This window comes from Polaromonas sp. P1_E12 (assembly GCF_056405975.1).
In genome coordinates this window covers 573,227-597,459 of sequence record NZ_JBFUBB010000001.1, presented here as the reverse complement: position 1 = coordinate 597,459, position 24,233 = coordinate 573,227, and the positions used below count along the sequence as shown (strand labels likewise).

At 62.3% G+C, this 24,233-nt stretch carries 25 protein-coding genes; 16 read left to right on the top strand and 9 right to left on the bottom strand.

All coding sequences use genetic code 11. The annotated features are described in order from the left end of the window. Positions 1-3: 3 nt before the first annotated feature. From eno to AC1D13_RS03000, 3 genes are all read left to right on the top strand, one after another. Positions 4-1,287 carry a phosphopyruvate hydratase gene (gene eno, locus AC1D13_RS03010; protein WP_457278941.1) on the top strand — a complete coding sequence of 428 codons (1,284 nt, stop codon included), beginning with the start codon at positions 4-6 and terminating at the stop codon, positions 1,285-1,287. Between the two features lie 197 nt (positions 1,288-1,484). Continuing rightward, on the top strand, positions 1,485-1,760 hold the full coding sequence (locus tag AC1D13_RS03005; RefSeq protein ID WP_457278942.1) for a septum formation initiator family protein: 276 nt from the start codon (positions 1,485-1,487) through the stop codon (positions 1,758-1,760). 30 nt (positions 1,761-1,790) lie between these two features. Then, a complete protein-coding gene (locus tag AC1D13_RS03000; RefSeq protein ID WP_457278943.1) occupies positions 1,791-2,291 on the top strand; it encodes a hypothetical protein in 501 nt (166 codons plus the stop codon). A 32-nt stretch (positions 2,292-2,323) separates the two neighbouring features. On the opposite strand, the gene hslO is transcribed toward AC1D13_RS03000, so the two are convergent. Both hslO and AC1D13_RS02990 read right to left on the bottom strand, forming a co-directional pair. Beyond that, a complete protein-coding gene (gene hslO / locus AC1D13_RS02995; protein WP_457278944.1) occupies positions 2,324-3,292 on the bottom strand; it encodes an Hsp33 family molecular chaperone HslO in 969 nt (322 codons plus the stop codon). Positions 3,293-3,452: 160 nt separating this feature from the next. Then, a complete protein-coding gene (locus tag AC1D13_RS02990; RefSeq protein WP_457278945.1) occupies positions 3,453-3,977 on the bottom strand; it encodes a gamma carbonic anhydrase family protein in 525 nt (174 codons plus the stop codon). Positions 3,978-4,128: 151 nt separating this feature from the next. On the opposite strand from AC1D13_RS02990, the gene AC1D13_RS02985 reads away from it, so the two are divergent. Together AC1D13_RS02985 and AC1D13_RS02980 are read left to right on the top strand one after the other, a co-directional pair. Beyond that, complete coding sequence (locus tag AC1D13_RS02985) at positions 4,129-4,941, top strand: ferritin-like domain-containing protein (protein WP_477667476.1); 813 nt, start codon at positions 4,129-4,131, stop codon at positions 4,939-4,941. Between the two features lie 98 nt (positions 4,942-5,039). Then, positions 5,040-6,326, top strand: coding sequence for a class I SAM-dependent methyltransferase (locus AC1D13_RS02980; RefSeq protein WP_477667477.1), 1,287 nt, complete (start codon positions 5,040-5,042; stop codon positions 6,324-6,326). A gap of 285 nt (positions 6,327-6,611) precedes the next feature. Here AC1D13_RS02980 and xerD read toward each other — a convergent pair whose 3' ends face one another. Both xerD and AC1D13_RS02970 read right to left on the bottom strand, forming a co-directional pair. After that, on the bottom strand, positions 6,612-7,514 hold the full coding sequence (gene xerD, locus AC1D13_RS02975; RefSeq protein ID WP_457278948.1) for a site-specific tyrosine recombinase XerD: 903 nt from the start codon (positions 7,512-7,514) through the stop codon (positions 6,612-6,614). Between the two features lie 89 nt (positions 7,515-7,603). Further along, positions 7,604-8,584: a tripartite tricarboxylate transporter substrate binding protein BugE gene (locus tag AC1D13_RS02970; RefSeq protein WP_477688911.1), complete on the bottom strand. Its 981-nt coding sequence runs from the start codon at positions 8,582-8,584 to the stop codon at positions 7,604-7,606. A gap of 110 nt (positions 8,585-8,694) precedes the next feature. Here AC1D13_RS02970 and AC1D13_RS02965 point away from each other — a divergent pair, with 110 nt between their 5' ends. The 3 genes from AC1D13_RS02965 to AC1D13_RS02955 are packed head-to-tail and all read left to right on the top strand — an operon-like array spanning position 8,695 to position 10,959. Then, entirely contained in the window at positions 8,695-9,600 is a 906-nt protein-coding gene (locus AC1D13_RS02965) for an AEC family transporter (RefSeq protein ID WP_477688910.1), read from the top strand. 55 nt (positions 9,601-9,655) lie between these two features. Next, positions 9,656-10,180: a hypothetical protein gene (locus AC1D13_RS02960; RefSeq protein ID WP_457278951.1), complete on the top strand. Its 525-nt coding sequence runs from the start codon at positions 9,656-9,658 to the stop codon at positions 10,178-10,180. Between the two features lie 47 nt (positions 10,181-10,227). Beyond that, on the top strand, positions 10,228-10,959 hold the full coding sequence (locus AC1D13_RS02955; RefSeq protein WP_457278952.1) for a DnaJ domain-containing protein: 732 nt from the start codon (positions 10,228-10,230) through the stop codon (positions 10,957-10,959). A 204-nt stretch (positions 10,960-11,163) separates the two neighbouring features. On the opposite strand, the gene queG is transcribed toward AC1D13_RS02955, so the two are convergent. Beyond that, complete coding sequence (queG, locus tag AC1D13_RS02950; protein ID WP_477667542.1) at positions 11,164-12,216, bottom strand: tRNA epoxyqueuosine(34) reductase QueG; 1,053 nt, start codon at positions 12,214-12,216, stop codon at positions 11,164-11,166. Between the two features lie 15 nt (positions 12,217-12,231). On the opposite strand from queG, the gene tsaE reads away from it, so the two are divergent. From tsaE to AC1D13_RS02935, 3 genes are all read left to right on the top strand, one after another. Continuing rightward, the gene (gene tsaE / locus AC1D13_RS02945; RefSeq protein WP_477667478.1) at positions 12,232-12,720 is read left to right on the top strand and encodes a tRNA (adenosine(37)-N6)-threonylcarbamoyltransferase complex ATPase subunit type 1 TsaE; all 489 of its coding nucleotides are present in this window, start codon (positions 12,232-12,234) and stop codon (positions 12,718-12,720) included. Next, positions 12,717-14,108 (top strand): N-acetylmuramoyl-L-alanine amidase, encoded by a 1,392-nt coding sequence (locus AC1D13_RS02940; RefSeq protein ID WP_477688909.1) that lies wholly within the window; start codon positions 12,717-12,719, stop codon positions 14,106-14,108. The genes tsaE and AC1D13_RS02940 overlap by 4 nt, the downstream gene beginning before the upstream one ends. A 190-nt stretch (positions 14,109-14,298) precedes the next feature. Then, entirely contained in the window at positions 14,299-14,514 is a 216-nt protein-coding gene (locus tag AC1D13_RS02935) for a glycine zipper 2TM domain-containing protein (protein WP_457278955.1), read from the top strand. Between the two features lie 70 nt (positions 14,515-14,584). On the opposite strand, the gene AC1D13_RS02930 is transcribed toward AC1D13_RS02935, so the two are convergent. The 3 genes from AC1D13_RS02930 to AC1D13_RS02920 form a co-directional block, all read right to left on the bottom strand. Further along, positions 14,585-15,046 carry an aromatic-ring-hydroxylating dioxygenase subunit beta gene (locus tag AC1D13_RS02930; protein WP_457279778.1) on the bottom strand — a complete coding sequence of 154 codons (462 nt, stop codon included), beginning with the start codon at positions 15,044-15,046 and terminating at the stop codon, positions 14,585-14,587. 29 nt (positions 15,047-15,075) lie between these two features. Next, complete coding sequence (locus AC1D13_RS02925; protein ID WP_457278956.1) at positions 15,076-16,398, bottom strand: aromatic ring-hydroxylating dioxygenase subunit alpha; 1,323 nt, start codon at positions 16,396-16,398, stop codon at positions 15,076-15,078. Positions 16,399-16,516: 118 nt separating this feature from the next. Then, positions 16,517-17,530 (bottom strand): PfkB family carbohydrate kinase, encoded by a 1,014-nt coding sequence (locus tag AC1D13_RS02920; RefSeq protein ID WP_477688908.1) that lies wholly within the window; start codon positions 17,528-17,530, stop codon positions 16,517-16,519. Positions 17,531-17,659: 129 nt separating this feature from the next. Here AC1D13_RS02920 and AC1D13_RS02915 point away from each other — a divergent pair, with 129 nt between their 5' ends. The 5 genes from AC1D13_RS02915 (at position 17,660) to AC1D13_RS02895 (ending at position 22,352) form a co-directional block, all read left to right on the top strand. Then, the gene (locus AC1D13_RS02915) at positions 17,660-18,649 is read left to right on the top strand and encodes a substrate-binding domain-containing protein (protein WP_477688907.1); all 990 of its coding nucleotides are present in this window, start codon (positions 17,660-17,662) and stop codon (positions 18,647-18,649) included. An 85-nt stretch (positions 18,650-18,734) separates the two neighbouring features. Beyond that, positions 18,735-19,691: an ABC transporter permease gene (locus tag AC1D13_RS02910; protein ID WP_457278959.1), complete on the top strand. Its 957-nt coding sequence runs from the start codon at positions 18,735-18,737 to the stop codon at positions 19,689-19,691. After that, the gene (locus tag AC1D13_RS02905; RefSeq protein ID WP_477688906.1) at positions 19,691-20,500 is read left to right on the top strand and encodes an ATP-binding cassette domain-containing protein; all 810 of its coding nucleotides are present in this window, start codon (positions 19,691-19,693) and stop codon (positions 20,498-20,500) included. The genes AC1D13_RS02910 and AC1D13_RS02905 overlap by 1 nt, the downstream gene beginning before the upstream one ends. 146 nt (positions 20,501-20,646) lie before the next feature. After that, complete coding sequence (locus AC1D13_RS02900) at positions 20,647-21,099, top strand: RbsD/FucU family protein (protein WP_457278961.1); 453 nt, start codon at positions 20,647-20,649, stop codon at positions 21,097-21,099. Beyond that, positions 21,096-22,352, top strand: coding sequence for an ROK family transcriptional regulator (locus AC1D13_RS02895; protein WP_457278962.1), 1,257 nt, complete (start codon positions 21,096-21,098; stop codon positions 22,350-22,352). The genes AC1D13_RS02900 and AC1D13_RS02895 overlap by 4 nt, the downstream gene beginning before the upstream one ends. Here the strand turns inward: AC1D13_RS02895 and AC1D13_RS02890 are convergent. Continuing rightward, on the bottom strand, positions 22,336-24,186 hold the full coding sequence (locus AC1D13_RS02890) for an AMP-dependent synthetase/ligase (protein WP_477667484.1): 1,851 nt from the start codon (positions 24,184-24,186) through the stop codon (positions 22,336-22,338). The two genes, AC1D13_RS02895 and AC1D13_RS02890, sit on opposite strands and share 17 nt — an antisense overlap. Positions 24,187-24,233: the final 47 nt, after the last annotated feature.

The following is a 24,233-nucleotide window of genomic DNA, read 5'->3' as shown; positions in this document are numbered from 1 at the left end:
CTAATGAGCGCAATTGTTGATATCGTCGGCCGCGAAATTCTCGACAGCCGTGGCAACCCTACCGTTGAGTGCGACGTGCTGCTGGAGTCCGGCGTCATGGGCCGTGCTGCAGTGCCTTCGGGCGCGTCCACCGGTTCGCGTGAAGCCATTGAGTTGCGCGACGGCGACAAGTCGCGCTACCTCGGCAAAGGCGTGCTCAAGGCCGTCGAACACATCAACACCGAAATCTCCGAAGCCGTGCTGGGCCTGGACGCCAGCGAACAGGCCTTCCTGGACCGCACGCTGATTGACCTGGACGGTACCGACAACAAATCGCGCCTGGGCGCCAACGCCACGCTGGCCGTCAGCATGGCCGTGGCACGCGCAGCAGCTGAAGAAGCCGGCCTGCCCCTGTACCGCTACTTCGGCGGCAGCGGTGCCATGCAGATGCCCGTGCCCATGATGAACGTCGTCAACGGCGGCGCGCATGCCAACAACAACCTGGACCTGCAGGAACTGATGATCATTCCCGTGGGCGCACCAAGCTTTCGCGAGGCCGTGCGCTACGGTGCTGAAGTGTTTCATGCGCTCAAGAAAATCCTGCACGACAAGGGCATGAGTGTGGCCGTCGGCGACGAAGGCGGCTTTGCACCCAATGTGGCCAACCATGAATCGGCCATCCAGATGATCCTGGAGGCCATCGACGCCGCTGGTTATGTGGCCGGCGAACAAATTGCCCTGGGCCTCGATTGCGCAGCGTCGGAGTTCTACAAGGACGGCAAATACGTCCTGGGCGCAGAAGGCCTGAGCCTGGACGCCACCGAATGGACCAACATCCTGGCAACCTGGGTCGACAAATACCCCATCATCAGCATCGAAGACGGTATGGCCGAAGGCGACTGGGACGGCTGGAAGACCCTGACCGAACGCCTGGGCAAAAAGGTGCAGCTGGTCGGCGACGACCTGTTCGTCACCAACACCAAGATCCTCAAGGAAGGCATCGACAAGCAGATTGCCAACTCCATCCTGATCAAGATCAACCAGATCGGCACGCTGACCGAGACCTTTGCCGCCATCGAGATGGCCAAGCGCGCCGGCTACACCGCCGTCATCAGCCATCGTTCGGGCGAAACCGAAGACTCCACGATTGCCGACATCGCCGTGGGCACCAATGCGGGCCAGATCAAGACCGGTTCACTCTCGCGCTCGGACCGCATGGCCAAGTACAACCAGCTGCTGCGCATCGAAGAAGACCTGGGTGACATCGCCACCTATCCGGGCCGCGCGGCCTTTTATAACCTCCGGTAAATGGCCCCCACGCTCGTCGCTTCGCGTACTTCGCTGCCCCCCGRGGGGGCGCGTTTTTTCTTGGGGCGGCCCGGCGAAAAGTCAGCCCCCACGCTCGTCGCTTCGCGTACTTCGCTGCCCCCCGAGGGGGCGCGTTTTTTCTTGGGGCGGCCCGGCGAAAAAACCTTGTCCTTTAATCATCACCCTCAAGCATAGGCATGGGAAACCGACTCGTCCCCGCCATCCTGATTGCGCTGCTAGCCATATTCCACGCGCAACTCTGGATCGGCCGGGGCAGCATTCCCAGCGTGCGCGACATGCAGCACCGGCTGACCGAGCAGCTCGCCAAAAACGTTCAGGCGCAGGCTGCCAATGACCAGCTCGCTGCAGAAGTCCGAGACCTGAAGGAGGGGCTCGAAATGGTCGAAGAAAAAGCCCGGATCGAACTCGGAATGGTCAAGCCGAATGAAATCTTCGTGCAGGTGACCAAGTAAGCCCTGGGTATCCAGCCTGCGAAAGTACCCGTGCTGAAAATTGCCGTTACCGGCGCTCCACTTACCGGAAAGAGACAGCTTGCCGCTGCGCTGGACTGCGCCCTGAAAATCTCGGGGCACGAAGCCACCGTAGCCGTGACCGATGCCGCGTCCCTTCCTGCCGACCTCCCCAGCTTTGGGCTGACGCTGCTCATGGGACTGGAAGAAGTGCAGGCGGCAACAACGGCCGATGAACGCCGGCAACTTCAACACAGCGCCGACCAGTCGATTCGTGCAACCCTGTCGCACGCGGGCATTCCCTATCGCGTGATGTACGGGACCGCAGAGCAGCGCCTTGCCCGGGCGCTGGAGGCCGCGCAAAGTCTGCGGCCCCGTGCCCCGACTTTCACCCGAAGCACGCCCGGCGCGACAGCAAGCCCCCAAAAAAGCAGGAAGGCCTGGGTGTGGGTCTGCGAAAAGTGCAGCGATCCTGCTTGTGAGCACCGCCTGCTCAGCGACCTGCTGGCGGAGCGCGCTGCAGCAACCGCTTGAAGCATTGCCCTGCCGCAGCGCGGCCGACGAAACTATTGCACGGTGGACGTGGGTGGCTGCTGGTTGGTCTGGCTGGTGAAAAGCTGCGCCGCATCCACCGGGTCAAATTCATACTGTGCGCCGCAAAATTCGCACCCAACCGCGACCTTGCCACGTTCGGAAATGATGCTTTCGATTTCGTCTGTACCCAGGCTGCGCAGCATGTTGCCCACACGGTCGCGCGAACAGCTGCAGGCAAAACTGGGGGTGGCGGGTTCAAACCGGGTGACCTGCTCTTCCCAGAAAAGGCGGCGCAGGATCGTGTCGGCATCGAGAGTTAAAAGCTCTTCGCGCTTGAGCGTGCCGGCCAGCATGGCAATACGTTTGTAGTCTTCATTGACGCCGATCTGGTCTTCGTTGGCGTCCCGGTCGATCTGGCCTTCAAGGTTCCCCTGGCCTTTGACCGGCAGCCGCTGGATCAGCAGGCCGGTAGCCACCTTGCCGTCGGCTGCCAGAATCAGTTTGGTGTCGAGCTGCTCACTTTGCAGCATGTAATGCTCAAGCACTTCCGCCAGGTTCTCAATCTTCTCGCGCTGATCGCCAAAAAGCGGCACCACACCCTGGTAGGCCTGGTGCCCCGGCAACTTGTCCTTGGGGTCCAGCGTGATCGCGCAGCGCCCCTGATTGCTCACGTTGACCAGCTGGCTCAGCGAACTGCCCGCATCGACCGTACCCGTCACCGTGGCGGTGGCGCGCAAGCTCAGGTCGGGCTGAACCTCGGCCACGGCCAGCTTGACCGGGCCGTCGCCGAAGATCTGAAGAATGAGCGCACCATTGAACTTGATGTTGCTCTGCATCAGCGCGCCGGCGGCCGTCATTTCGCCCAACAGCTGCATGACCTCGGCCGGGTAGCCGCCGGCCGCCTGTCTGCGCTTGAGGATTTCCTGCCAGGAATCGGTCAGGCGAACCAGCATGCCGCGAACCGGCAGGCCTTCAAAGATGAATTTATGCAACTCAGACATTAAACAGGCCCCCACGGTCGCTCACTTCGTGTAGCTCCCTGCCCCCCGAGGGGGCCGCTGCGCCTGCGGCCTGGCGAAGCCAGTTCCGCGGCCCCAGCTGGAAGGGGAGCCCTGACGTTAGCGCTCTGCATGTATTGGGTAGTTTGGTCATTCTGGGTGCTCAGGCGATTTTCTTGAGCCCGGCCTTGTAGCGCTGGGCATTTTCTATATAGTGCTTCGCGATCATTTTTAAACCCTCGATCTGCTCGGGGGAAAGCTGCCTTACCGCTTTGGCGGGGCTGCCGATGATCAGGGAGCCGTCCGGGAATTCCTTGCCTTCGGTGACCACGGAGCCCGCCCCGACCAGGCAGTTCTTGCCGATCTTTGCGTGATTGAGCACAACCGCCTGGATGCCGATCAGCGAACCATCGCCGATGGTACAGCCGTGCAGCATGACCTGGTGGCCGACCGTGACGTCTTCCCCGAGGGTAAGGGGCACGCCCATGTCGGCATGCAGCACGCTGTTGTCCTGGACATTGGTGCCCCGGCCCACCGTGATGGTTTCGGTGTCGCCCCGGATCACCACGCCAAACCAGACGCTGCAGTCTTCGCCAAGCCGCACATCGCCGATCACCTGGGCGTTGTCGGCCACCCAGGCAGACGCAGGAACGGTGGGGGTCAGCTTGTCCAATTGATAAATAGCCATGCGTTCTCACTCAAAATTAAAGCCAAAGGCCACAAACGGGAAAGAGCGTGGCGGCTATGCACCGATTGTAAGGAGGCAGCTTCCCCTGTCATTCAGCGTACACCGCCGGCAACCAATCCCGGCATCCCGAGGTATCAACGACAATGGATTCATGACGGATCTACTGGCCCCTGCAGAACTGCGCCAGCAAGCGCTGCAGGCCCTTCTCACCAAAAATCCAGAGCAAAAAGTGCGCCTGGCCCAACAGGCGCAAGCGCAAGCAGCTACTGTTTTGATAGCAAAGGAGCTGGCGATTCCTGCGCCGCCGGGTCTGCCCGGATGCCCGGAACGGCCGGAACTGCGCTCTCACCTGGATGTACCCAAGCGCTCACCTTTCACACACGAGGGGTTGGCGGCCCTGCTTCATGCCGTCACGCACATCGAGTTCAATGCCATCAACCTCGCCCTGGACGCCATCTGGCGTTTTGCCGGCATGCCGCGGGCCTACTACCTGGACTGGCGGCAGGTAGCCGCCGAAGAAGCCCACCATTTCAGCCTGCTGCGCGCCCATCTCCAGGCCATGGGTTACGACTACGGCGATTTCCCATCGCACACAGGGCTATGGGACATGACCGCCAAAACCGAAGGCGACGTGCTGGCGCGCATGGCGCTGGTGCCGCGCACCCTGGAGGCCCGCGGCCTGGACGCCACCCCACCCATGCAGGCCAAGCTGCGCAAGGTCGGCACGCCGGACGCGCTGCGAGCCGTGGACATCCTGGACATCATCCTGCGCGACGAAATCGGCCACGTCGCCATCGGCAACCGCTGGTACCGCTACCTGTGCGCCCAGCGGGGCCTGGATCCGGTGGCGACCTACCCGGTGCTGGCCAGGCAGTATGGGGCGCCTCGCCTGAAGGGCCCGCTGAACCTGGACGCCCGCCGGCGGGCTGGTTTTGACGAGGCGGAACTGGCGCTTCTGGTCTAGCAACAGGTTCCAGGACGCGGCGAATTCCTACACATACAGTCACGGCAGGGATTTTCGAACAGCGCTAGACTGCAAAACTCTTGAAAAGGAGTTTGCGCATGATCCGGCATCTCGTTCCAGACATCCCTTCGCAAATGCCGGGCTTGCCCGCGGACATCGCCTTGCAGCTGCCGCAGGGCCAGCGTCTCGGAGAGCCTAACGCCCCCGTCAAGCTCGCGTTTTCGCACTGGTCTTCCATCGCCCGCCTCAAGGCCGGCCAGATCGGCGCCCTGGCAGAGGACTACGTCGAAGGCAAACTCCAGCTCGAGGGCGCCATGCGCGACGTGATGCGCGCCGTCACCAAACTGCTGCCCGGCAACCCGGTGCAAAGCGACACCGGCTGGTGGTCCGGCCTGCTGCATCGCGCCAAGTCCCTGGCCGCCCACACCCAAAGCCGGGATGCAGCGCAAATCCAGTTCCACTATGACGTGTCCGACGCCTTCTATGCGCTCTGGCTCGACCCCCGGCGGGTGTATTCATGCGCCTACTACAGCGACAACGCCATGACATTGGCCCAGGCCCAGGAAGCCAAGCTCGACCACATCTGCCGCAAGCTCATGCTCAAGCCCGGCGAACGCTTCCTGGACATTGGCGCCGGCTGGGGCGCCCTGCTGATGTGGGCGGCCGAACATTACGGCGTCGATGCCACCGGCATCACCCTGTCGAAAAACCAGCACGCGCACGTGCAGCGGCTGATTCAGGAAAAAGGCCTGGAGGGGCACGTGCGCATGGAGCTGCGCGACTACCGCGACATGCCGGAAGACCAGCCCTTCGACAAGATCTCGTCCGTGGGCATGTTTGAGCATGTGGGCCATGCCAACATGACGGCCTACTTCCAGAAGATCATGCGCCTGCTGGCCCCGGGCGGGCTGGTCATGAACCACGGCATCACGGCCGGCGGCCTGGAAAACCGCCAGCTCGGCGCCGGCATGGGCGAATTCATCGAAAAGTACATCTTCCCCGGCGGTGAGCTGATGCACGTCAGCGCCGTGCTGGAGCACATGTCACGCGCAGGCCTGGAGATGGTGGACACCGAAAACCTGCGCCCCCACTATGCACGCACGCTGTGGAACTGGTCGGACGCCCTGGAGGCCAGGCTGGACGACGCGCGTCAGGTACTGGCCGCAGACGGCGGCGCCGAACGCGCGGAGAAGACTTTGCGCGCCTACCGCCTCTACCTGGCAGGCAGCGCAATGAGCTTTGAGCAAGGCTGGATCTCGCTGCACCAGATGCTGGCGGCGCGGCCCTCAGGTGATGTGCACAACACACCGGTCACCGGCGCCCAGTCTAGCTACCCGTTCAACCGGGACTACATGTACACCCCCGTCCAGGCTCACTCCGTGTAGCCTGTTCCCCCCTTGCAGGGGGCGGCGCCGGGGGCCGGCGAAACCGAAAAATCGGCACACCCCTATCGGGCTCACTTCGTGTAGCCCTTTTCCCCTTGCAGGGGACGGTGCCTGCGGCCCGGCAAAGCCGGTTCCGCGGCACCTGCTGGTGAAATACCTCTCTACTCGATTACGCCCGCGGAACTATTCATGCCAGCATGAGCGCCGGAACCGGCTTTGCCGGGCCGTAGGGTGGGCGGCCCCTCGGGGGCAGCGAGTTACGCAGCGAACGACCGTGGGGCTCTACTACCCCCTGGGGTGGTGCTGCGCATGCAGCGCTTTGAGCCGTTCACGCGCCACATGGGTGTAAATCGTCGTGGTGGAAATATCGGCATGGCCCAAAAGCATCTGCACCGCGCGCAGGTCGGCGCCGTGGTTCAGCAAATGCGTGGCAAATGCATGGCGCAAGGTGTGCGGAGACAGCGGCGAGTTGATGCCGGCAAGCCGCGCATATTTTTTCACCAGCATCCAGAACATCACGCGGCTCATTCCCTTGCCGTGGCCGGTGACAAACAGGTCGTCGGTCTGCTGCCCGCCCAGGATGGCCGGCCGCGCGTCTGCCAGGTATTTCACAATCCATTCCCGTGCCACCTGGCCGAAGGGCACCAGCCGTTCCTTGCTGCCTTTGCCCATGACGCGAAGCACCCCTTCGTTCAGTCCCACATGAAATGTCTTGAGGCCCACCAGCTCGCTTACGCGCAGGCCGCTGGCGTACAACAGTTCCAGCATGGCGCGGTCGCGCTGGCCCAGCGGCGTGCCGTCGTCGGGTGCGGCCAGCAGGGCTTCAACCTGGGCTTCGCTCATGACTTTGGGCACCCGAAGCGCCTGCTTTGCCGACTGGAGTTTGAGCGTCGGGTCCGCGGCAATCAGGTGTTCGCGCAATGCCCAGCGAAAATAGCGCTTGAACACCGTCAGGCGCCGGTTGGCGGATGTTGCCTTGGTCGCAGCGTGCCGGGCCGAAAAGTAGCGGTTGAGATCGGCCTCCGCCGTCTCGTCAAGTTTTCGCCCTCCCTGCTCCCTGGCAGCCAACCATCCGGCGTAGAGCGACAAGTCGCGGCGGTAAGCCGCCAGGGTGTTTTTGGACAGCCCGTCTTCCAGCCACAAGGCGTCAATAAACCCATCAATACTGGACTGGCTTTCTGGCTGCATGGGGTGACCATAACAAAAAAGCCGCCGCACATTTGAATGCGCGGCGGCTTACGGGTAGCTTTGCTTCCGGTCAGTCCGGCTTCAAAGTTCTATTCGAGCTTGAGCCTGGCCGAGTCGACCACTTTTCTATAGACATCAAATTCGGCCTTGATCTGCGCCGTGAACTGCTCGGGCGTATTCGCAATGATCAGGGAGCCGGTGTCTTCGATCCGTTTGCGTATCGCCGGATCTTCCAGCGATTTCTTCACCCCGGCGCTGACCTTGTCGACCACGTCCTTTGGCAAGCCTTTCGGGCCGATGATGCCGTAATAGGCCATGCGGTTCACAGGCTCCAGGCCGACTTCCTTGAAAGTGGGTACATCCGGCAGCACAGCCAGGCGCTGGGGCGCGGCCACCACAATGGGGATCAGGCGCTTTTGCTGGATGAACGGCAGGGCCGATGGAAGGTTGTCAAAAATCATGGGCACCTGCCCGGCCACGGTGTCGTTCAGGGCCGGACCCGCGCCGCGGTAGGGAATGTGCGTCACGAAGGTACCCGACATGCTCTTGAAGAGCTCCATCTGCAGGTGACCGATTCCGCCGGTGCCCGAGGACGAATAGGAATACTTGCCGGGGTTCTTTTTGAGCTCAGCCACAAACTCCTTGTAGTTGCGCGCCGGAAAGCTCGGGTGAACCGCAATGATGTTGGGCGTTGCCGCGATATTGATGATGGGCGTGAAGTCCGTCAGCGTGTTGTACGGAATTTTGGGGTTGATGGCCGGATTGGCCGCGGTGGTGGACACCGTGGCCACGCCCAACGCATAACCATCGGGAACGGCGCGCGATGTCTCAAGTGCGCCCACCACGCCGCCGCCGCCGGCCCGATTTTCGACGATCACGCTCTGGCCCAAGGCCTTGCCCAGTGGCTCGGAGATGACGCGGGCGACGATATCAGTGGTGCCACCCGGTGCAAACGGCACCACGAGCTTGACCACCTTGTTGGGATAACCCTGTGCCAATGCGGGGCCTGCGGCGGCGCCCAGCGCAAGCGCGGACACCACGGAATAGGCAAACAGATAACGACGTTGCATGTTCAGTCCTTCAATAAAAACAGCAGAAATGGTAATCGCAACATTCATGCCCCGCAGTTGTGGATTACGCATAAGGGCAAACCCGGGGGGATTGCGGTTATTCTCGGCGAGTGAACTACGCGCAGCTTCTTTTTCCCGACTTTTCCCTGATTGTTTGCGGCTACCTCGTCTGCCGCTACACCGCCCTCAACCGCACCGTATGGGAACAGGTGGAGAGCCTGGTTTATTACTTTTTGTTTCCGGTCCTGCTTTTTCATTCGATCGTCAAAAGCCCGCTGGACCTGGGCGCCGCCTCCAGCCTCATCAGCGCCGGCATCCTGCTGGGAATAGCCGGTATTGCGATGGCCTACAGCCTGCCGCACCTGCCTTGGCTGGGCAGGCACATCGACTCGCGTGAGCACGCCGCCAGCGCGCAGGTGGCGTTTCGCTTCAACTCCTTCATTGCGCTGGCCCTGGCCGACCGGCTGGCGGGCAGCCAGGGCCTGCAGCTGATCGCCGTGCTGATTGGTGTATGCGTGCCGCTTTTCAACGTGGCGGCGGTGTGGCCCATGGCGCGGCATGCCAGGCGCGGCTTCATGGGCGAGCTGGCGCGCAATCCGCTGATCCTCGCTACCGCCACAGGCCTGGTGGCCAACCTGCTCGGCTTTACCCTGCCTGTCTGGCTCGAACCCACGGTGACCCGCATCGGAGCCGCCTCGCTGGCACTGGGCCTGATGGCGGCAGGCGCCGGCATGCAGTTCGGCCACCTGTCGCAAGCCAAGACGCTGGCAGTGGCCGTGCTGTCGATACGGCACCTGCTGATGCCGCTCATGGCTATGGGCCTGTGCAAAGCCTTCGGGCTGTCGCCGGTGCAAAGCACCATCCTGCTGGCGTTTTCCGCCTTGCCGACGGCCTCCAGCGCGTACGTGCTGGCGGCGCGCATGGGCTACAACGGGGGTTACGTGGCGGGCCTGGTGACACTTTCAACAATGCTGGGCATTCTTAGCCTGCCTTTCGCTCTCGGTATACTGATGTAAAAATTTGTGACATCAGACGCCGGCAGGGAGGAAATACGTGGGAATTTACAGGCCAATGATGGTCGCCGTATTTGCGGCGATCGCGTGTTCTGCAGCAAGCAGTCAGCAATTGTTCAAATGTGGAGCCACATTCCAGGACAAACCCTGCGACACCGAGATCCAGAAAAAGTATTCCTCCTTAACTGGCTCCTTTAGCAAGGAACAGGTCAATGCCGCTGCCGACACGCAGTGCGCAGATTTGGGAGCCCGTGCCATGCCCATTATTCAGGCCAGAGCCCACAAGGAAACCCTTGAGGGCTTGCATGCCCAAATTGATGCCAAAACTATTGGTCGGTTGGAAAAAATTCAGCAAAAAGAACTGGTTTCTTCCGTGTTTGCCAAGAAAGGCAATCCTGCAGAGATTAGGGGAGCCATTGAGGCCGAGTGCATGGACAGCAAACGGACAAGCAAAGCTCGTCTTGCTATATCGACACCGAGCGTCTATCCAGAAAATTCCCGACTTACAGGTGTCGATGCCGGAGCTGAAGCACATACAGCAAGAAGAATCACAGTAACTGTAAGTACGTCAAGCCGGCGCTAGGCTCCGTCGCGGATAACCACTAACAATATCTACCTCACAGGGATTTCATGAAGTCAGCCTATCTGGTTCTGGGAGTACCCGGAAACGCCAACAAAGAAGACATTGAAGTGGCCTTTAACAAGGCAAATATCCATTACTCCCCGGCCAGGCTGGCGGCTGACCCACAAGCCGTTGACAGATTCCTGGAAGTCAAAACCGCCTACCAGGTACTGCGAGACGACGAGTCCAGGGCTGCGCATGATCGCAAGCTCAGCAGTACGCTAACGAGGCCCGCGGCCGCACGTCTGGACAGAACAATCAAAGTCGAGCAGGAATCGTCGGGACTCACACGTGTTGTGGTCATTCTGGCTGTGGGAGTTGCAATGCTGTTCGCAGGGAGTTTTTACATCAGCTCCAAGCGTGAAGCTGCGCGCAAGGAACAGGCCGCACAAGAACTTCGGCTGAAGGTACAAGCGGAAGAGGATGCCAGGAAGGAAGAACTCCGTCTGGCTGCGGAAGAAGCGAACAGACAGCAGATTGCCAAGCAGGCAGCACAGCAAGAGCGGCAATTCCGCCAGGAAAGCGAGCGCGCAATCAACAATGTCCGTTCAGCGGAAGCGCAGCGCAGCTATCTGGAATCACAAAGAGCCAGTGCTGAACAGCGTGAAGCGCAGCGCAAGGAGTACGAAGCCCAATCACGTGAACAAAACAAGGTAAGGGAAGCGCAAAACCAGCTGGCCAGAGACAAAGCCCGTATTCGCGAGTTGTGCTACCAGAACTACCGGCGCTGGGACTGCTAAAAGACCGCGCTGCCTTTTGTGGCTGCCCGGTCAGGCACTTCGTGTCGGATGCCTGATGGCCGGCGCGAAGCCAGCACCTCGGTTCGAGCCTTAAGTCTAATATGCGCTTATCGCTCAAGCGCATGACATGCCAAATGCTTTGCTATTGATTTAGGAGCTGCTTGCGCTTGTCTCCAAAGGGCTGCAGGCCATTTTCGTTCAAATTTACTGATCAAGGGCCCAGGCCACATGTTCCCGCACCAGCTCGCTGGGAGAAGCGGCATGCATTTGCAGGGCCTCGCGCAGGGGCTGTCCCGCCTCAGGATCGAGCACCCGCAGGGCATTGCCCATGGCCACCGCAAGGTTGCGCAGCCAGCGCTCATGGCCAATACGGCGTATCGGGCTGCCTTCAGTGAATCGCAAAAACGCCGCTTCCGTCCAGCCAAGCAGGGTGACGAGCTGCTGCCCCGTCAAGCCGCTGCGCTCGTCAAAATCGGGCAAGGCACTGCGCTGGGCGAATTTATTCCACGGGCAGACCAGCTGGCAGTCGTCGCAACCATAAATCCGGTTACCCATCAGCGGGCGAAGCTCCAGGGGAATCGGGCCCGCGTGTTCGATGGTGAGGTAAGAGATGCAACGCCGCGCATCCAGCTTGTGGGGCGCGATGATCGCCCGCGTGGGGCACACGTCAATGCAGGCCTGGCAGGTACCGCAGTGCGGCGTCACCGGCTCGCTGGGCGGCAGGACAATGTCAACGTAGATTTCCCCCAGGAAGAACATGGAGCCCGCCTCCCGGTTGAGCAGCAAGGTGTGTTTGCCGCGCCAGCCCTGGCCGCTACGGGCTGCCAGTTCGGCCTCCAGCACGGGCGCGGAGTCGGTGAAAGCCCGATGGCCGAGCTGGCCGACGTGGCCGGAGATGCGTTCGCTGAGTTTTTGCAGACGGGCGCGCATGATCTTGTGATAGTCGCGGCCACGTGCATACACCGACACAATGCCTTCCGCCGGCCGCTCAAGCCGGCTGAACTCAAGGGCCTGCCATTCGCCTGGGGCGGCAGCCGTCGATGCAGGCAGATAGTCCATGCGTGCCGTGATGACGCTGATGGTGCCCGGAATCAGCTCGGCCGGCCGGGCCCGTTTGAGCCCGTGCGCCGCCATGTAATGCATGTCACCATGGAAGCCTGCAGCGAGCCAGGCTGATAATCCAGGCTCGGCCGACGATAAATCCACACCGGCCACGCCAATTTGCGAAAATCCAAGCTCGCGCGCCCAAGTTTGAATTTGAGAAACGAATTGATGACTGTTCAAAGAATTGCTGGCGGGCACCCGCTGATTGTAAAAAACATTGCCTGGCAGGACGAAGCGGCCACGGCAGCCTTCGCGCAGGCACTGGCGGGTCATCCCGCCATTGGCCGCGCGCTCATTGAGCTTCAGGGCGACCTTGGCGCCGGCAAGACCACCTTTGTGCGCCACCTGCTCAAGAGTTTGGGCGTCGAAGGCCGCATCAAAAGTCCCACGTATGCGGTGGTCGAGCCCTACACTTTGCCGAAGATGAATATCTGGCATTTTGACTTCTACCGCTTTAACGATCCGCGCGAGTGGGAAGAGGCGGGGTTACGCGACATCTTTGCCAGCACCGGGCTCAAGCTGGTCGAATGGCCGGAAAAAGCAGGACCGCATCTGCCGCAACCTGATCTGCTGCTCCACCTGGAAGTCCTGCCGGACGATACCCGCACAGTTACCCTGACGGCTCACACGCCCACAGGCGCGGAATTGCTGGCATGAAGCGGCAGCCCGTCACCCGCCGCAGCGCCCTGCAACTGGGCAGCGTGGTGCTTCTGCTGGGCGTGCAGCACATCGCGCGCGGCGCGACCATCGTGGCCGTGCGTGTCTGGCCGTCCAAAGACTACACGCGGCTCACCATCGAATCCGACGGCGAGATCAAGGCAAAACAATTTTTCATCGCCGACCCGCCGCGCCTTGCCGTCGACATGGAAGGCATAGACCTGATTCCCGCGCTGCGCGAACTGGTCGCCAAGGTGAAATCCGACGACCCGAATATCTCGGGCATACGCGTGGGGCAAAACGCCCCTGGCGTGGTGCGGCTCGTAATAGACCTCAAGCAGCCCATCCAGCCGCAGGTATTCACCCTGCCGCCTGTAGCGGCTTACCAGTACCGGCTGGTGTTCGACTTGTACCCGACGCAGGTCGCCGACCCGCTCGAAGCCCTGATTGCCGAGAAGCTCGCCGACAGGCAACCGGGCGCCACACCCGCCCCCGCCAATGACCCTATCGCCGACCTGATCGCGCGGCAGTCGGGCAAGCAGGCCGACGGCAAGCCACCGCCGGCAGTCGTCGCGGAAAAAGACAAGGACAAGGCCCACGGGCCAACGACCGGCCCTGCCACCCCCGGCGGCGCCAAGACCTCGCCCGAAGCGGCCGTCATTGCGAAGAACAAGACCGACCGTCTCGTCATCGTCGCGCTGGACCCGGGCCATGGAGGGGAAGATCCCGGCGCCGTCGGCCCCGGCGGCACGCGCGAGAAAGACGTGGTGCTGCAGATCGCGCACCGCCTGCGCGACCGTATCAACCAGCAGCCCAATATGCGCGCCTACCTCACGCGCGATGCCGACTTCTTTGTGCCGCTGCATGTGCGCGTGCAAAAAGCGCGGCGCGTGCAGGCCGACCTTTTCATCAGCATCCATGCCGACGCATTTTTTACGGCACGACCGCAAGGCGCCAGCGTCTTCGCGCTCAGCGAAAAAGGGGCCTCCAGCAGCGCCGCGCGCTGGATCGCCGATAAAGAAAACTCCGCCGACCTGGTGGGCGGCATCAACGTCAAGGCCAAGGACGCCCAGGTACAGAAAGCCCTGCTCGACATGAGCACCACGGCGCAGATCAACGACAGCCTCAAGCTCGGCAGTGCCATGCTGGGCGAGATCGGCAATGTCGGCAAGCTGCACAAACCGAAGGTCGAGCAAGCCGGCTTCGCTGTCCTCAAAGCGCCCGATATCCCCAGCGTGCTGGTGGAGACCGCCTTCATCAGCAACCCCGACGAAGAAGCCAAACTGCGCAGCGACGAATACCAGGTACAGCTGGCCGACGCCTTGATGCGCGGCATCACGCGCTACTTCGCGCGCAACCCGCCGCTGGCGCGCAACCGCGCTGTTTAAGTACCGCATCGGCGCGCATTGATGCGCCGAAAATTACCACCAAAGACCGCAGCAAGCCGACACGCCGCGGCAACCTTCTCCTACAACCTCCACATACCCGTCCCCCTACAGTGAAATCACAGGCAAGGTCAGGACTTCACGATGTGAATACCCCAGCAAGAGCCTGAAACTCTGAGCAAAGGTGGACAAGATGAATACGAAATTGATGATGTCAGCGGTAGCAGCGGCGGCACTGATAGGCCTGGGTGGTTGCAGCACCAGCCCGACCAATGCACAGATAGGCACCGGTGTTGGTGCCGTGGCCGGTGGCCTGGTCGGTAATGCCGTATTCGGCAGCACCCTGGGCACCGTGGGCGGCGCGGCAGCCGGAGCGGTGATCGGTAACGAGGTCGGTAAGAGGCGCTAAAAGAAACGCCAGGCAACGCGGCCCCGGCACCTGCCGGGTTGGTGCTGCCTGCACCACACCAGTATCCCTGCTACACCGGATAGATCAGCGAGTTGAGGATCATCTCGCTGTCATACACACAAAGACGGCTCCTGAATTTCAGGACGCCGTCTTTTTTGATGAGCTCGTCGATATAACGCCCGACGTTGTAGACCTCGCTCACGCCGCCCGGCTTGGTGCGGAACACCGCGTAGTTGGCCTCGGCCTTGACGACATCGCCTTCCTCCGAGAGGATGCGCGCCGGGCTGACGATGTGGCGCATGTAATAAGGCCCGTGATAGATCGTCTGCGTGACGCCATACACCCGATCCTTCATCATGCCCCGGCTTTCCAGCGCCATGAGGGCCAGCGGCAGGCCGCGGTCAAAATTCTCGCGGGCCTGCACCTTGTAGTTGCCCTCTTCCACAAAGAATTCCGGCCACGCATCAAACCGCTTTTCGTCCAGCGCCGCCGCGTAGGCTGCGTTGAGCTGGTCCACCTCCAGTTGCAGCATCAGGCGCTGCAGTCCCTGTTCAGTCGCCGTCATAGACCCATGACTTTCTTCCAGTAGGCATACATGCTGCGGATCAGGGTTTCGGTGACCATGTGCTCCGTCATCTCGGTGCCGGTGCCGCCCAGCTCGCACAGTGTTGAGCCGGTGTCGCCAGCCTGTGCAAAGCCGGCCTGGCTGAACTCGATCACTTCACCGTCATCCGCACTGACAAAACCGGCCGGGCCGAACAGGTTGGCCTGGCGCAGGCGACGCTGCGTCATGTCGGGGGTGTCGTCGGCAAAGCCGAAGTGCGTCCAGATGAAATCAAACTCACCCTGCCCACGCGGCACGATATGGCGTGTGCTCAGCGAATTGACCTGCTGCTGGATGATCAGGCTGGGAAACAGCGTGATCATGGTCACGGTGGGCGTGATGTCGCTGCCCGGGCTGGATGGGTCGGGCATCTTCCACCAGGGCTCGGGCACCACGTCCAGCAGGCGGTCGTCATGCAGGGCCATGTTGGCCTTGAACGAGGTCACGCCTTCGGTCACGGCGTCGTTCTGCCCACCCTCGTTGCGGCGGGAAATCATCACGGCATGGCGGCCCTCGCCGTCCATCACCATGCGGCTTTTCTGGTCGGCACGCCAAAGGCCGAAGGTCACAAACCACGTGTGCAGCAAGCCGGGATGGTAAGGGTCCTTGATGTTTTCCATCATCAGCTTCCAGTTGCCCGGAATGCGCTGGCGGTTGTAGCCCAGCAGCGTCAGCTTGCGCGCTCCGTCAGGGCCTTTGAAGATGCGGTCCAGCCACGGCATGATCTGCGGGCCGAGGTAGTCTTCCAGCGGTTCGGTGTCGTCGCTGAAAGTGGCAAACACCAGGCCGTGCAGCACTGCAACACGCAACTTGGTCAGCCCATGATCCTTGAGATCGAACCCTTCGGGCATGCCGCCGTTGACGCAATCACCCTCTTTCACGCCGTCCTTGAAGGGCAACCCCGCCAGGTCGCCGTTGAGTTTGTAGGTCCACTGGTGATACGGGCAGACAAAGCTGCGCGCATTGCCCTGCGGGTTCTGGCAAAAGCGCACACCACGGTGGGCGCAACGGTTTTCAACAACGCGTATGCCGTGGTCGGTGGCACGGTCTTTGGGCGCGATACGGTCCCGCACCATCAGCACCTGGCGTTCGCCGACATGGCTGAGTTTGTAGTCGCCCACATTGGGAATCTCGGCTTCCAGGCCCACATAGCACCAGTGCGCGCCGTAAAAGATTTTCTCCAGCTCGCGCTGGTATAGCTGCGCATCGGTGTAGGCCCAGAAGGGCACGCGACTGGAGCCGGGGTCGCTCCAGCGTGACAGGGTATGGGGTGCGTTCATCTGAGTGTCTCCGGGTCCTGCAGCGTACCTGCGCACAGGATTTCGGACAGATAATACGCTTACTTACGATCTCTGACTTCTTTCCCTGATCTTTTCAGTAAGGCATCGGTAGCGGCCGTCAGTCAAATACGCAGGTTGCCTGTTCAATCCTGGCCTGCACTTCCGCCCCGGTCGGAGGCACACAGCCACGCTGCATGACACACAAGCTGGCGCTGGCCACAGCATGGGCCAGCAAACTGCGCCCCGCGTCATCGCCGACCAACGCCACCAAAGCGCCAGTACCGCTCGCAGCGGTTTTCCGCGCGAGCAAGGCAACCATGAAGCCGGCGAGGAAACAGTCACCCGCCCCCACGGTATCCACCACCGCCAACGGCCGGGATTCGCGGGCGCGCCACTGCCGGCCATCGCGTGTCAACAGACAGGCTCCGTGCGGCCCCAGGGTCAGAACCAGCAAGCCGGCACCGCTCGTGCCGAGCAGATGCTGCGCCCGCGCAAATACATCGGTGCCAGGTATCTCCAGGCTTTCCAGGTCTTCATCGCTGACCTTGACGACGTCGGCGTGTTGCAGCGCAGCGTGCACATTGCGCCTGTAGGCCTGCAGGTCCGGCATGACCGACGGCCGCAGGTTGGCATCCACCACCACCACGCTGCCCGCCTGATGCTGGGCTCGCAGCCATGGCAGGTAGCGGCCCGCATCCTCGGGCGCGAGCGCCAGGGCGCCGGTGTACACCATCTCGAGCCCGGGGACGCGCTGACACGACTGGATCAGGCTGTCCGCCGTGACTGCACGGTCCGCCACTTCCTGCCGGTAAAAAACATAGTCAGGATGGCCTGCGTCATCCAGCCCCACCACGGCCAGTGAGGTGCTTTGTGCCACGGGCTGTGGACAGGCCAGCCGCACACCATCTCCGGTCAGCGCTGCGGCCAGCTGGCGGCCAAAGCGATCGCGCGACAGAGGGTTGAGGTACAGGGTGTTGACGCCCTGCCGGGCCAGCGCGCGCGTCAGGTTGAAAACAGCGCCACCCGGGCAGGGTTCATAACGTCCGTCCGATTGAACGATCAGGTCAATCAACGCTTCACCAGCGGTTGCAACTTGCAGCACTTTTTCAGGGTTTTTCTCAGGGTAATCCATAATTAAAACAACTTGATTTAATAACTCAAGCGCCACTATAGTTCAGCAACGCCCAGCACTCATGGGTATTTTCCCGCGAACTCCAGTGCCTGGCGGCCTGGAATGTCGATTCAACAAGGAGACAATTTGATGAAAAAGACCACCACTCTCTTGACACTGTCCAGCCTCGCGCTGGCCGCCACATCGGCCTTTGCAGCGGGCGAACCTGTGATCGGCCTGATTACCAAAACCGAAACCAACCCCTTCTTCGTCAAGATGAAGGAAGGCGCTGAAGCCGAGGCCAAAAAACTCGGCGCCAAGCTGCTGACCGCCGCCGGCAAATCGGACGGCGACACCGCTGGACAGATCACGGCCCTCGAAAACATGGCTGCCGCCGGCGCCAAGACCATTTTGATCACCGCCAGCGGAGATGCCATCGCACCCACCGTCAAAAAACTGCAGGCCAAGGGCGTGCAGGTCATTGCACTGGACAGCCCTTTTGCGGGAGCTGACGCGCTGTTTGCCACCGACAACTACAAGGCCGGTGTGCTGATTGGCCAGTACGCCAAAGCGGCCATGGCCGGCAAGCCAGCCAAAATCGCCACGCTCGATTTGTTCCCCGGTCACCCCGTGGGCGCACAGCGTCACAACGGTTTCATGAAGGGTTTCGGCCTGGCAGCGGCAGACGCGAAATCCAACGAGCTGTCCAAAGACCCAGCCGTGGTCTGCATGGCTGACAGTTTTGGTGACCAGGCCAAAGGCCAGACCGCCATGGAAAACTGCCTGCAAAAAAATCCCGATATCAACGTGGTCTACACCATCAACGAACCGGCCGCCGCCGGCGCATTCAATGCACTGAAAAAGGCCGGCAAGGAAAAAGGCGTGACCATCCTCTCGGTCGACGGCGGCTGCCAGGGCATCAAGGACACGGGAGCCAGCGTCATCACCGCGACTTCACAGCAATACCCCCTGACCATGGCGGCACTGGGCGTGGCAGCAGGTGTCAGCTACGCCAAGGGCGGCAAAAAAGCGTCGGGTTACACCGACACCGGCGTGACCCTGATCTCGGCCAAAGCTCTCCCGGGCGTAGACAGCAAAGACGTCAAAACCGGCATGGACCTTTGCTGGGGCACCAAGTAATCGACCTGCTGCTTGCCAGCTGTCATCCCGGACCGAACCCGGTGCGGGATGACAAAATCATTTTCCTCATCCTGGGCCCTTACCGATGAACCTGTCTTCGCGCCACATCCCGTGGGGGGCCCTCGGCCCCTGGCTGGCCCTGCTGGCCACTTGCATCTTTTTTACCACCCAGTCAGACCGCTTCCTGACGGGCGCAAACCTGTCCCTGGTGCTGCAGCAGGTGATGGTCGTCGGCGTGCTGGCCATTGGGCAGACCCTGATCATCCTGACGGCCGGCATCGACCTGTCCTGCGGCATGGTGATGGCATTGGGCGGCATGGTGATGACCAAGTTCGCCGTGAATTACGGCATCGACCCCTACCTGGCCATTGCTTGCGGCCTGGCGGTCACGACCGGCTTCGGCCTCCTCAATGGCCTGCTGGTCACCCGCATCAAATTGCCCCCTTTCATCGTGACGCTGGGCACACTGAACATCGCATTTGCGATCACCCAGATTTACTCCAACGCGCAAATCGTTCCCAACCTCCCGACGGAATTGACGGCGCTGGGCAACACCTTCGATCTGGGCAGTACGGAGGTCAGCCTGGGCACCGTCGCCATGATCGGCCTCTACCTGCTGGCGTGGTTTGTCTTGCGTGACACCGCACCGGGCCGGCACCTGTATGCAGTGGGCAATAACGCCGAAGCCGCACGGCTGACCGGCATCCGGGTCGACCGCGTGCTGGTGGCCGTCTATGCACTGGCCGGCCTCTTTTACGGCATCGCCGCGCTCCTGTCGGTGGCGCGCACCGGCGTCGGCGATCCGAATGCCGGGCAAACCGAAAACCTGGATGCCATCACCGCCGTGGTGCTGGGTGGCACCAGCCTGTTTGGCGGACGCGGCATCATTCTGGGCACACTCGTCGGCGCGGTGATTGTGGGCGTGTTTCGCAACGGTCTCACCCTGATGGGCGTTGCCTCCGTCTACCAGACACTGATTACCGGCATTCTGGTGATCCTGGCGGTCGCGGCCGACCAGATGTCGCGCAAAGGGCCTCGCTGATGAACACCCCAACGCCCCTCCAAACTCCTGCGCCTTTGATCATGCAGGCCAAAGGGCTGGTCAAACGCTACGGTCAGGTCACCGCACTGGACGGTACCGACTTCGAACTACGCGCCGGCGAAATCCTGGCCGTGATCGGTGACAACGGCGCCGGCAAATCCTCGCTGATCAAGGCACTGTCGGGCGCCACTGTGCCCGACGAAGGTGAATTGCTGCTCGACGGCAAGCCGATGCGTTTCAAGTCCCCCATCGATGCGCGCCGTGCCGGGATCGAAACCGTCTACCAGGACCTGGCCGTGGCCCCTGCCATGAGCATTGCGGAGAACCTGTTCCTGGGCCGCGAACTCCTCAGGCCCGGTCCCCTGGGCCGCTGGCTGCGTGTGCTCGACAAGAAGAAGATGCTGGAGCAGGCCATTGCCCGCATGCAGGAGCTCAAGGTCGGGATTCGTTCGATGACGCAGGCCGTGGAAACACTCTCCGGCGGCCAGCGCCAGTGCGTGGCCGTGGCGCGCGCCGCTGCCTTTGCGCAGCATGTGGTCATCATGGATGAACCCACGGCCGCCCTGGGCGTGAAAGAAGGCAACATGGTGCTGGAGCTGATTCGCCGGGTGCGCGACAAAGGCCTGCCCGTCATTTTGATCAGCCACAACATGCCGCATGTGTTTGAAATCGCCGACCGCATCCACATCCAGCGCCTGGGCCGCCGTGCGGCGGTCGTCAATCCCAAGACCATCAGCATGAGCGACACCGTGGCCGTGATGACAGGCGCCAAGACGGCCGAAGAACTTCCGGAGTCTGCGCTTGCCTGAAACAGCCCCCACGCTCGGCACTGACGTGTCCTCGCTGCCCCCCGAGGGGGCGCTGCGCCTGCGGCCCGGCGAAGCCGGTTCCGCGGCCCCGGCTGGTGAAGAAGAAGCTTCCACGCTTGTCACACCGCAACGCATGAGGCCCGCTCATGCTTAAAGGCATTGACCCCCTGCTCACGCCCGAGTTGCTCAAGGTATTGGCCGAGATGGGTCATGACGACGCGCTGCTGCTGGCCGATGCCAATTTCACGGCCATGAGTGTGGGCGCGGGCAAACCCGTGCTGCGCCTGCCTGGCCACGGCATGGCGCGAACAGCACGGGCCGTGGCTTCGCTGCTGCCTCTGGCTGAAGATGTGGATCACCCGGTGGCTTACATGCAGGTCAGCGGTACCGAGGCACCCTACCGTTCGGAGCTACAGCGCGAGGTACTGGCGCTGCTGGCCCCGGGGTGGCTGCCGCATCAGCAGGCCGAGGCCGTTGAGCGCTACGCGTTTTATGAGCGGGTACGCCAGGCCTATGCGATTGTGGTGACGGGTGAATTGCAGCCTTTTGGCAACTTCATCCTGCGCAAAGGGGTCATCGGCGAAAATCTGCGTCCATGACCGAATCTCCTGTCACTGCGGCCACTCCCGCTACCCCCGCGGAATCCGAAGCAGCCACGCCTGTGTGGCTGCGCCAGCGCGGCTCCAACCACGTGGGCATGCGCCAGTTCAATGAACGCGTGGTGCTGCAGGCCATCCGCCTGCACGGTAGCGTACCCAAAGCCGAACTGGCCCGCCTGACCAACCTGACCGCACAGACCATCGGGCTGATCACTGCCCGGCTGGAAGAAGACGACCTGCTGATCCGGCACGACCGCGTGCGCGGGCGCATTGGCCAACCCTCGGTGCCGCTGGCGCTGAACCCCGACGGCGCCTTCTCAGTGGGCATCAAGATTGGCCGGCGCAGCACCGACTGGTTGCTGGTCGACTTCACCGGGCAGGTCCGCCAACGCCTGTCGCTGGCCTATGCCTTCCCCGATGCCGACACCCTGCTCCCCGTGATCGGCCAGAACCTGCGCACCCTGCGTGAGCAACTCGGTGCACTGGCTCCGCGGCTGGTCGGTGTGGGGGTGGCCGCGCCCTTCCAGCTCGGTGGCTGGCACCGGATGCTGGGGCTGTCGGCGCAGCAGTCGGACCGTTGGAACCACATCGACCTCAGCGCCGAAGTGCAAGCCATGACCGACCTGCCCGTGAGTTTTGCCAAAGACACCTCGGCGGCCTGCGTGGCCGAACTGGTGTCGGGCCGCGGACGCGACCTCAAGAGCTTTCTCTACTTGTTTGTCGACACCTTTGTGGGCGGCGGCCTGGTCATCAATTCACAACTTCACGCAGGCATCCACAACAACGCCGGCGCCGTGGCGTCGCTGCCATTGCAGGCGGCCCAGCCACCCGGCGCGCCGCCACAGCTGGTCAGCCAGGCTTCGCTGTGGGAACTGGAGCAGTGTTTCAAGGCGCGCGGGCTTGACCCGGCTGCAGCCTACGACGAACGCGCCCTGCAGCCGCCGTTCGAGTCCGACACCCAGGCCTGGGTGGCCAGCGCCGCCAATGCACTGGCCCACAGCGTGGTCAGCGCAACGGCCCTGCTGGATATCGATGCCGTGGTGATGGATGGCTCCTTTTGCCGCCCGCTGCTGCAGCGCCTGATTGAAGCCACGGGCGCAGCACTCGGCCGCTACAACTGGGAAGGTCTCTGGCCCGCCCAGGTGATGGCCGGCAGCATTGGCTCCGACGCTCGCGCACTGGGCGGTGCCATGCTGCCTCTGCATGCCAACTTCGCACCCGACCGCGACCTGTTTCTCAAGGGTGGCCGCTGATCCGCGCTTCGGGACGGTACATCGCCTCGATTTCGCGCGCATAACGAGCCATCAGGTTGTTGCGCTTGAGCTTGAGCGTCGGCGTCATCAGGGTGTTTTCGGGCGTCCACGGCTCCCGCGTGAGGTACACGGCACGCGGCGTCGCGTAGCGTGCGAAGTCCTTCGCCTGGGCGGCCATGCGCTCCAGCGCGAGCTTGTGCACAGCCGGCAGGTGCAGGCTGGCCGGGTCCTCGGGGTCCACCGCCAGCGCCGCAGCCACACGCCGCCATTCCGCCGGGTTGACCACTGCCACACAGGCGATGAAGGGGCGGTTTTCACCGACCACAAAGACCTGGTCGAACAGGGAGTCGGCGGCAATCGCCACCTCGAGGTCGCCCGGCGGTACTTTTTCGCCGGTCGACGTCACGATGATTTCCTTCAGGCGTCCCATGATGCGGATACGCCCGCCATCGATCACGGCCTGGTCTCCGGTACACAGCCAGCCGTCGTCCGTCAGCACGCGGGCCGTGTCTTCGGGGCGTTTCCAGTAGCCCTTCATTACCAGCGGGCCGCGCACCTGCAGTTCCTGGTTGGCGCTGATGCGCACCTCGACACCCGGCAAGGCCCTGCCCACTGTGGCCGGGTCGTTGTCGTCCACACCATTGCCCGACACCACGGGCGATGTCTCCGTCATGCCGTAGCCCTGCAGCAGCGGCAGGCCTAGCCCGAGGAAACAGCGTGCCACCGCATGCGACAAGGGCGCACCACCGCTCACCGCCACCCGCACGCGTCCACCAAACTGCGCCCGCAAGGTTCCGGCCACCAGCCGCTCCAGCAGGGGCCAAACCAGGGGATCCAGCCATGCCCACGGACTTTTTTCGCTTTCCGCCAAAAGCAATCCCTGTGCGCGGCAAAACCGCCGCCAGCCGACAGACTGCGCCGTCAGAAACAGGCGTGTTTTAAGCGGCGACTGCGTCAGTGTCTCCTGCAGTTTGGCAAATACGCGCTCGTAAATACGCGGCACCGAAATCAGCACGGTGGGACGCACGGTTTTCAGGTCCTCGGCCAGCAAGGGCACGGAACGCGCATAAGCCACGCAGCTTCCGGCGGCAATGGGCAGGTAATAACCGGCGGTCCGTTCAAACGTGTGCGACAGCGGCAGGAACGACAGGAACACATCGTCCACCATCGGTACCACCAGCGACAGGATGGCCCGTACATTGGACACGATGTTTCGGTGCGTCAGCATCACACCCTTGGGTTTGCCCGTGGTGCCTGAGGTATAGACGATGGCCGCAAGGTCGTCCTCCTGCGGTGCGGGCAGCAAGCCGGCGTACCCTTCCCCCGCCGCCAGCCAGTCGGCCAGGGGCACAACTGCCACCGCCCCACCCGCCCCGCTCAACGGCGCTTCAGGCACGGCGACCACCACGCAGCGCAGCGCCGGCAAGGGCGTTCCGACAGCCTCAACGGCCTGCCACTGTGAAAGCGACGACACCATCAGCAGGGAAGCTTCGCAGTCCGCCAGGATGTAGGCAATGCTGCCGGCATTGTCAATGGCATGCAACGGTACAGGCACCAGCGCCAACGACAGGGCCGCCTGGTCGATGCTCACGGCATTGAGGCCGTTGGGCAGCAGGATCGCAACACTCGCATGGGCCGGCAGCTGCGTGGCCGCCAGCGCGCGCCGCCACTGCGCGACCCGCTCGCTGGCCTCAGCCCAGCAGGTGCTGTGCCATTGCCCGGTGAGGGCATCAAATTCACGGTAAGCCTCAGCCTCGGGACTGTGTGCCACGCGAAAGGCCAGTAATTCCGGCAGCGTGTGCACTGCGGCAATATCCAGGGGAGTGATGTTCATTCAGGTTTTCCTGCCAGCCAGAAAGGCGGCACTGTCATTTTTTATCA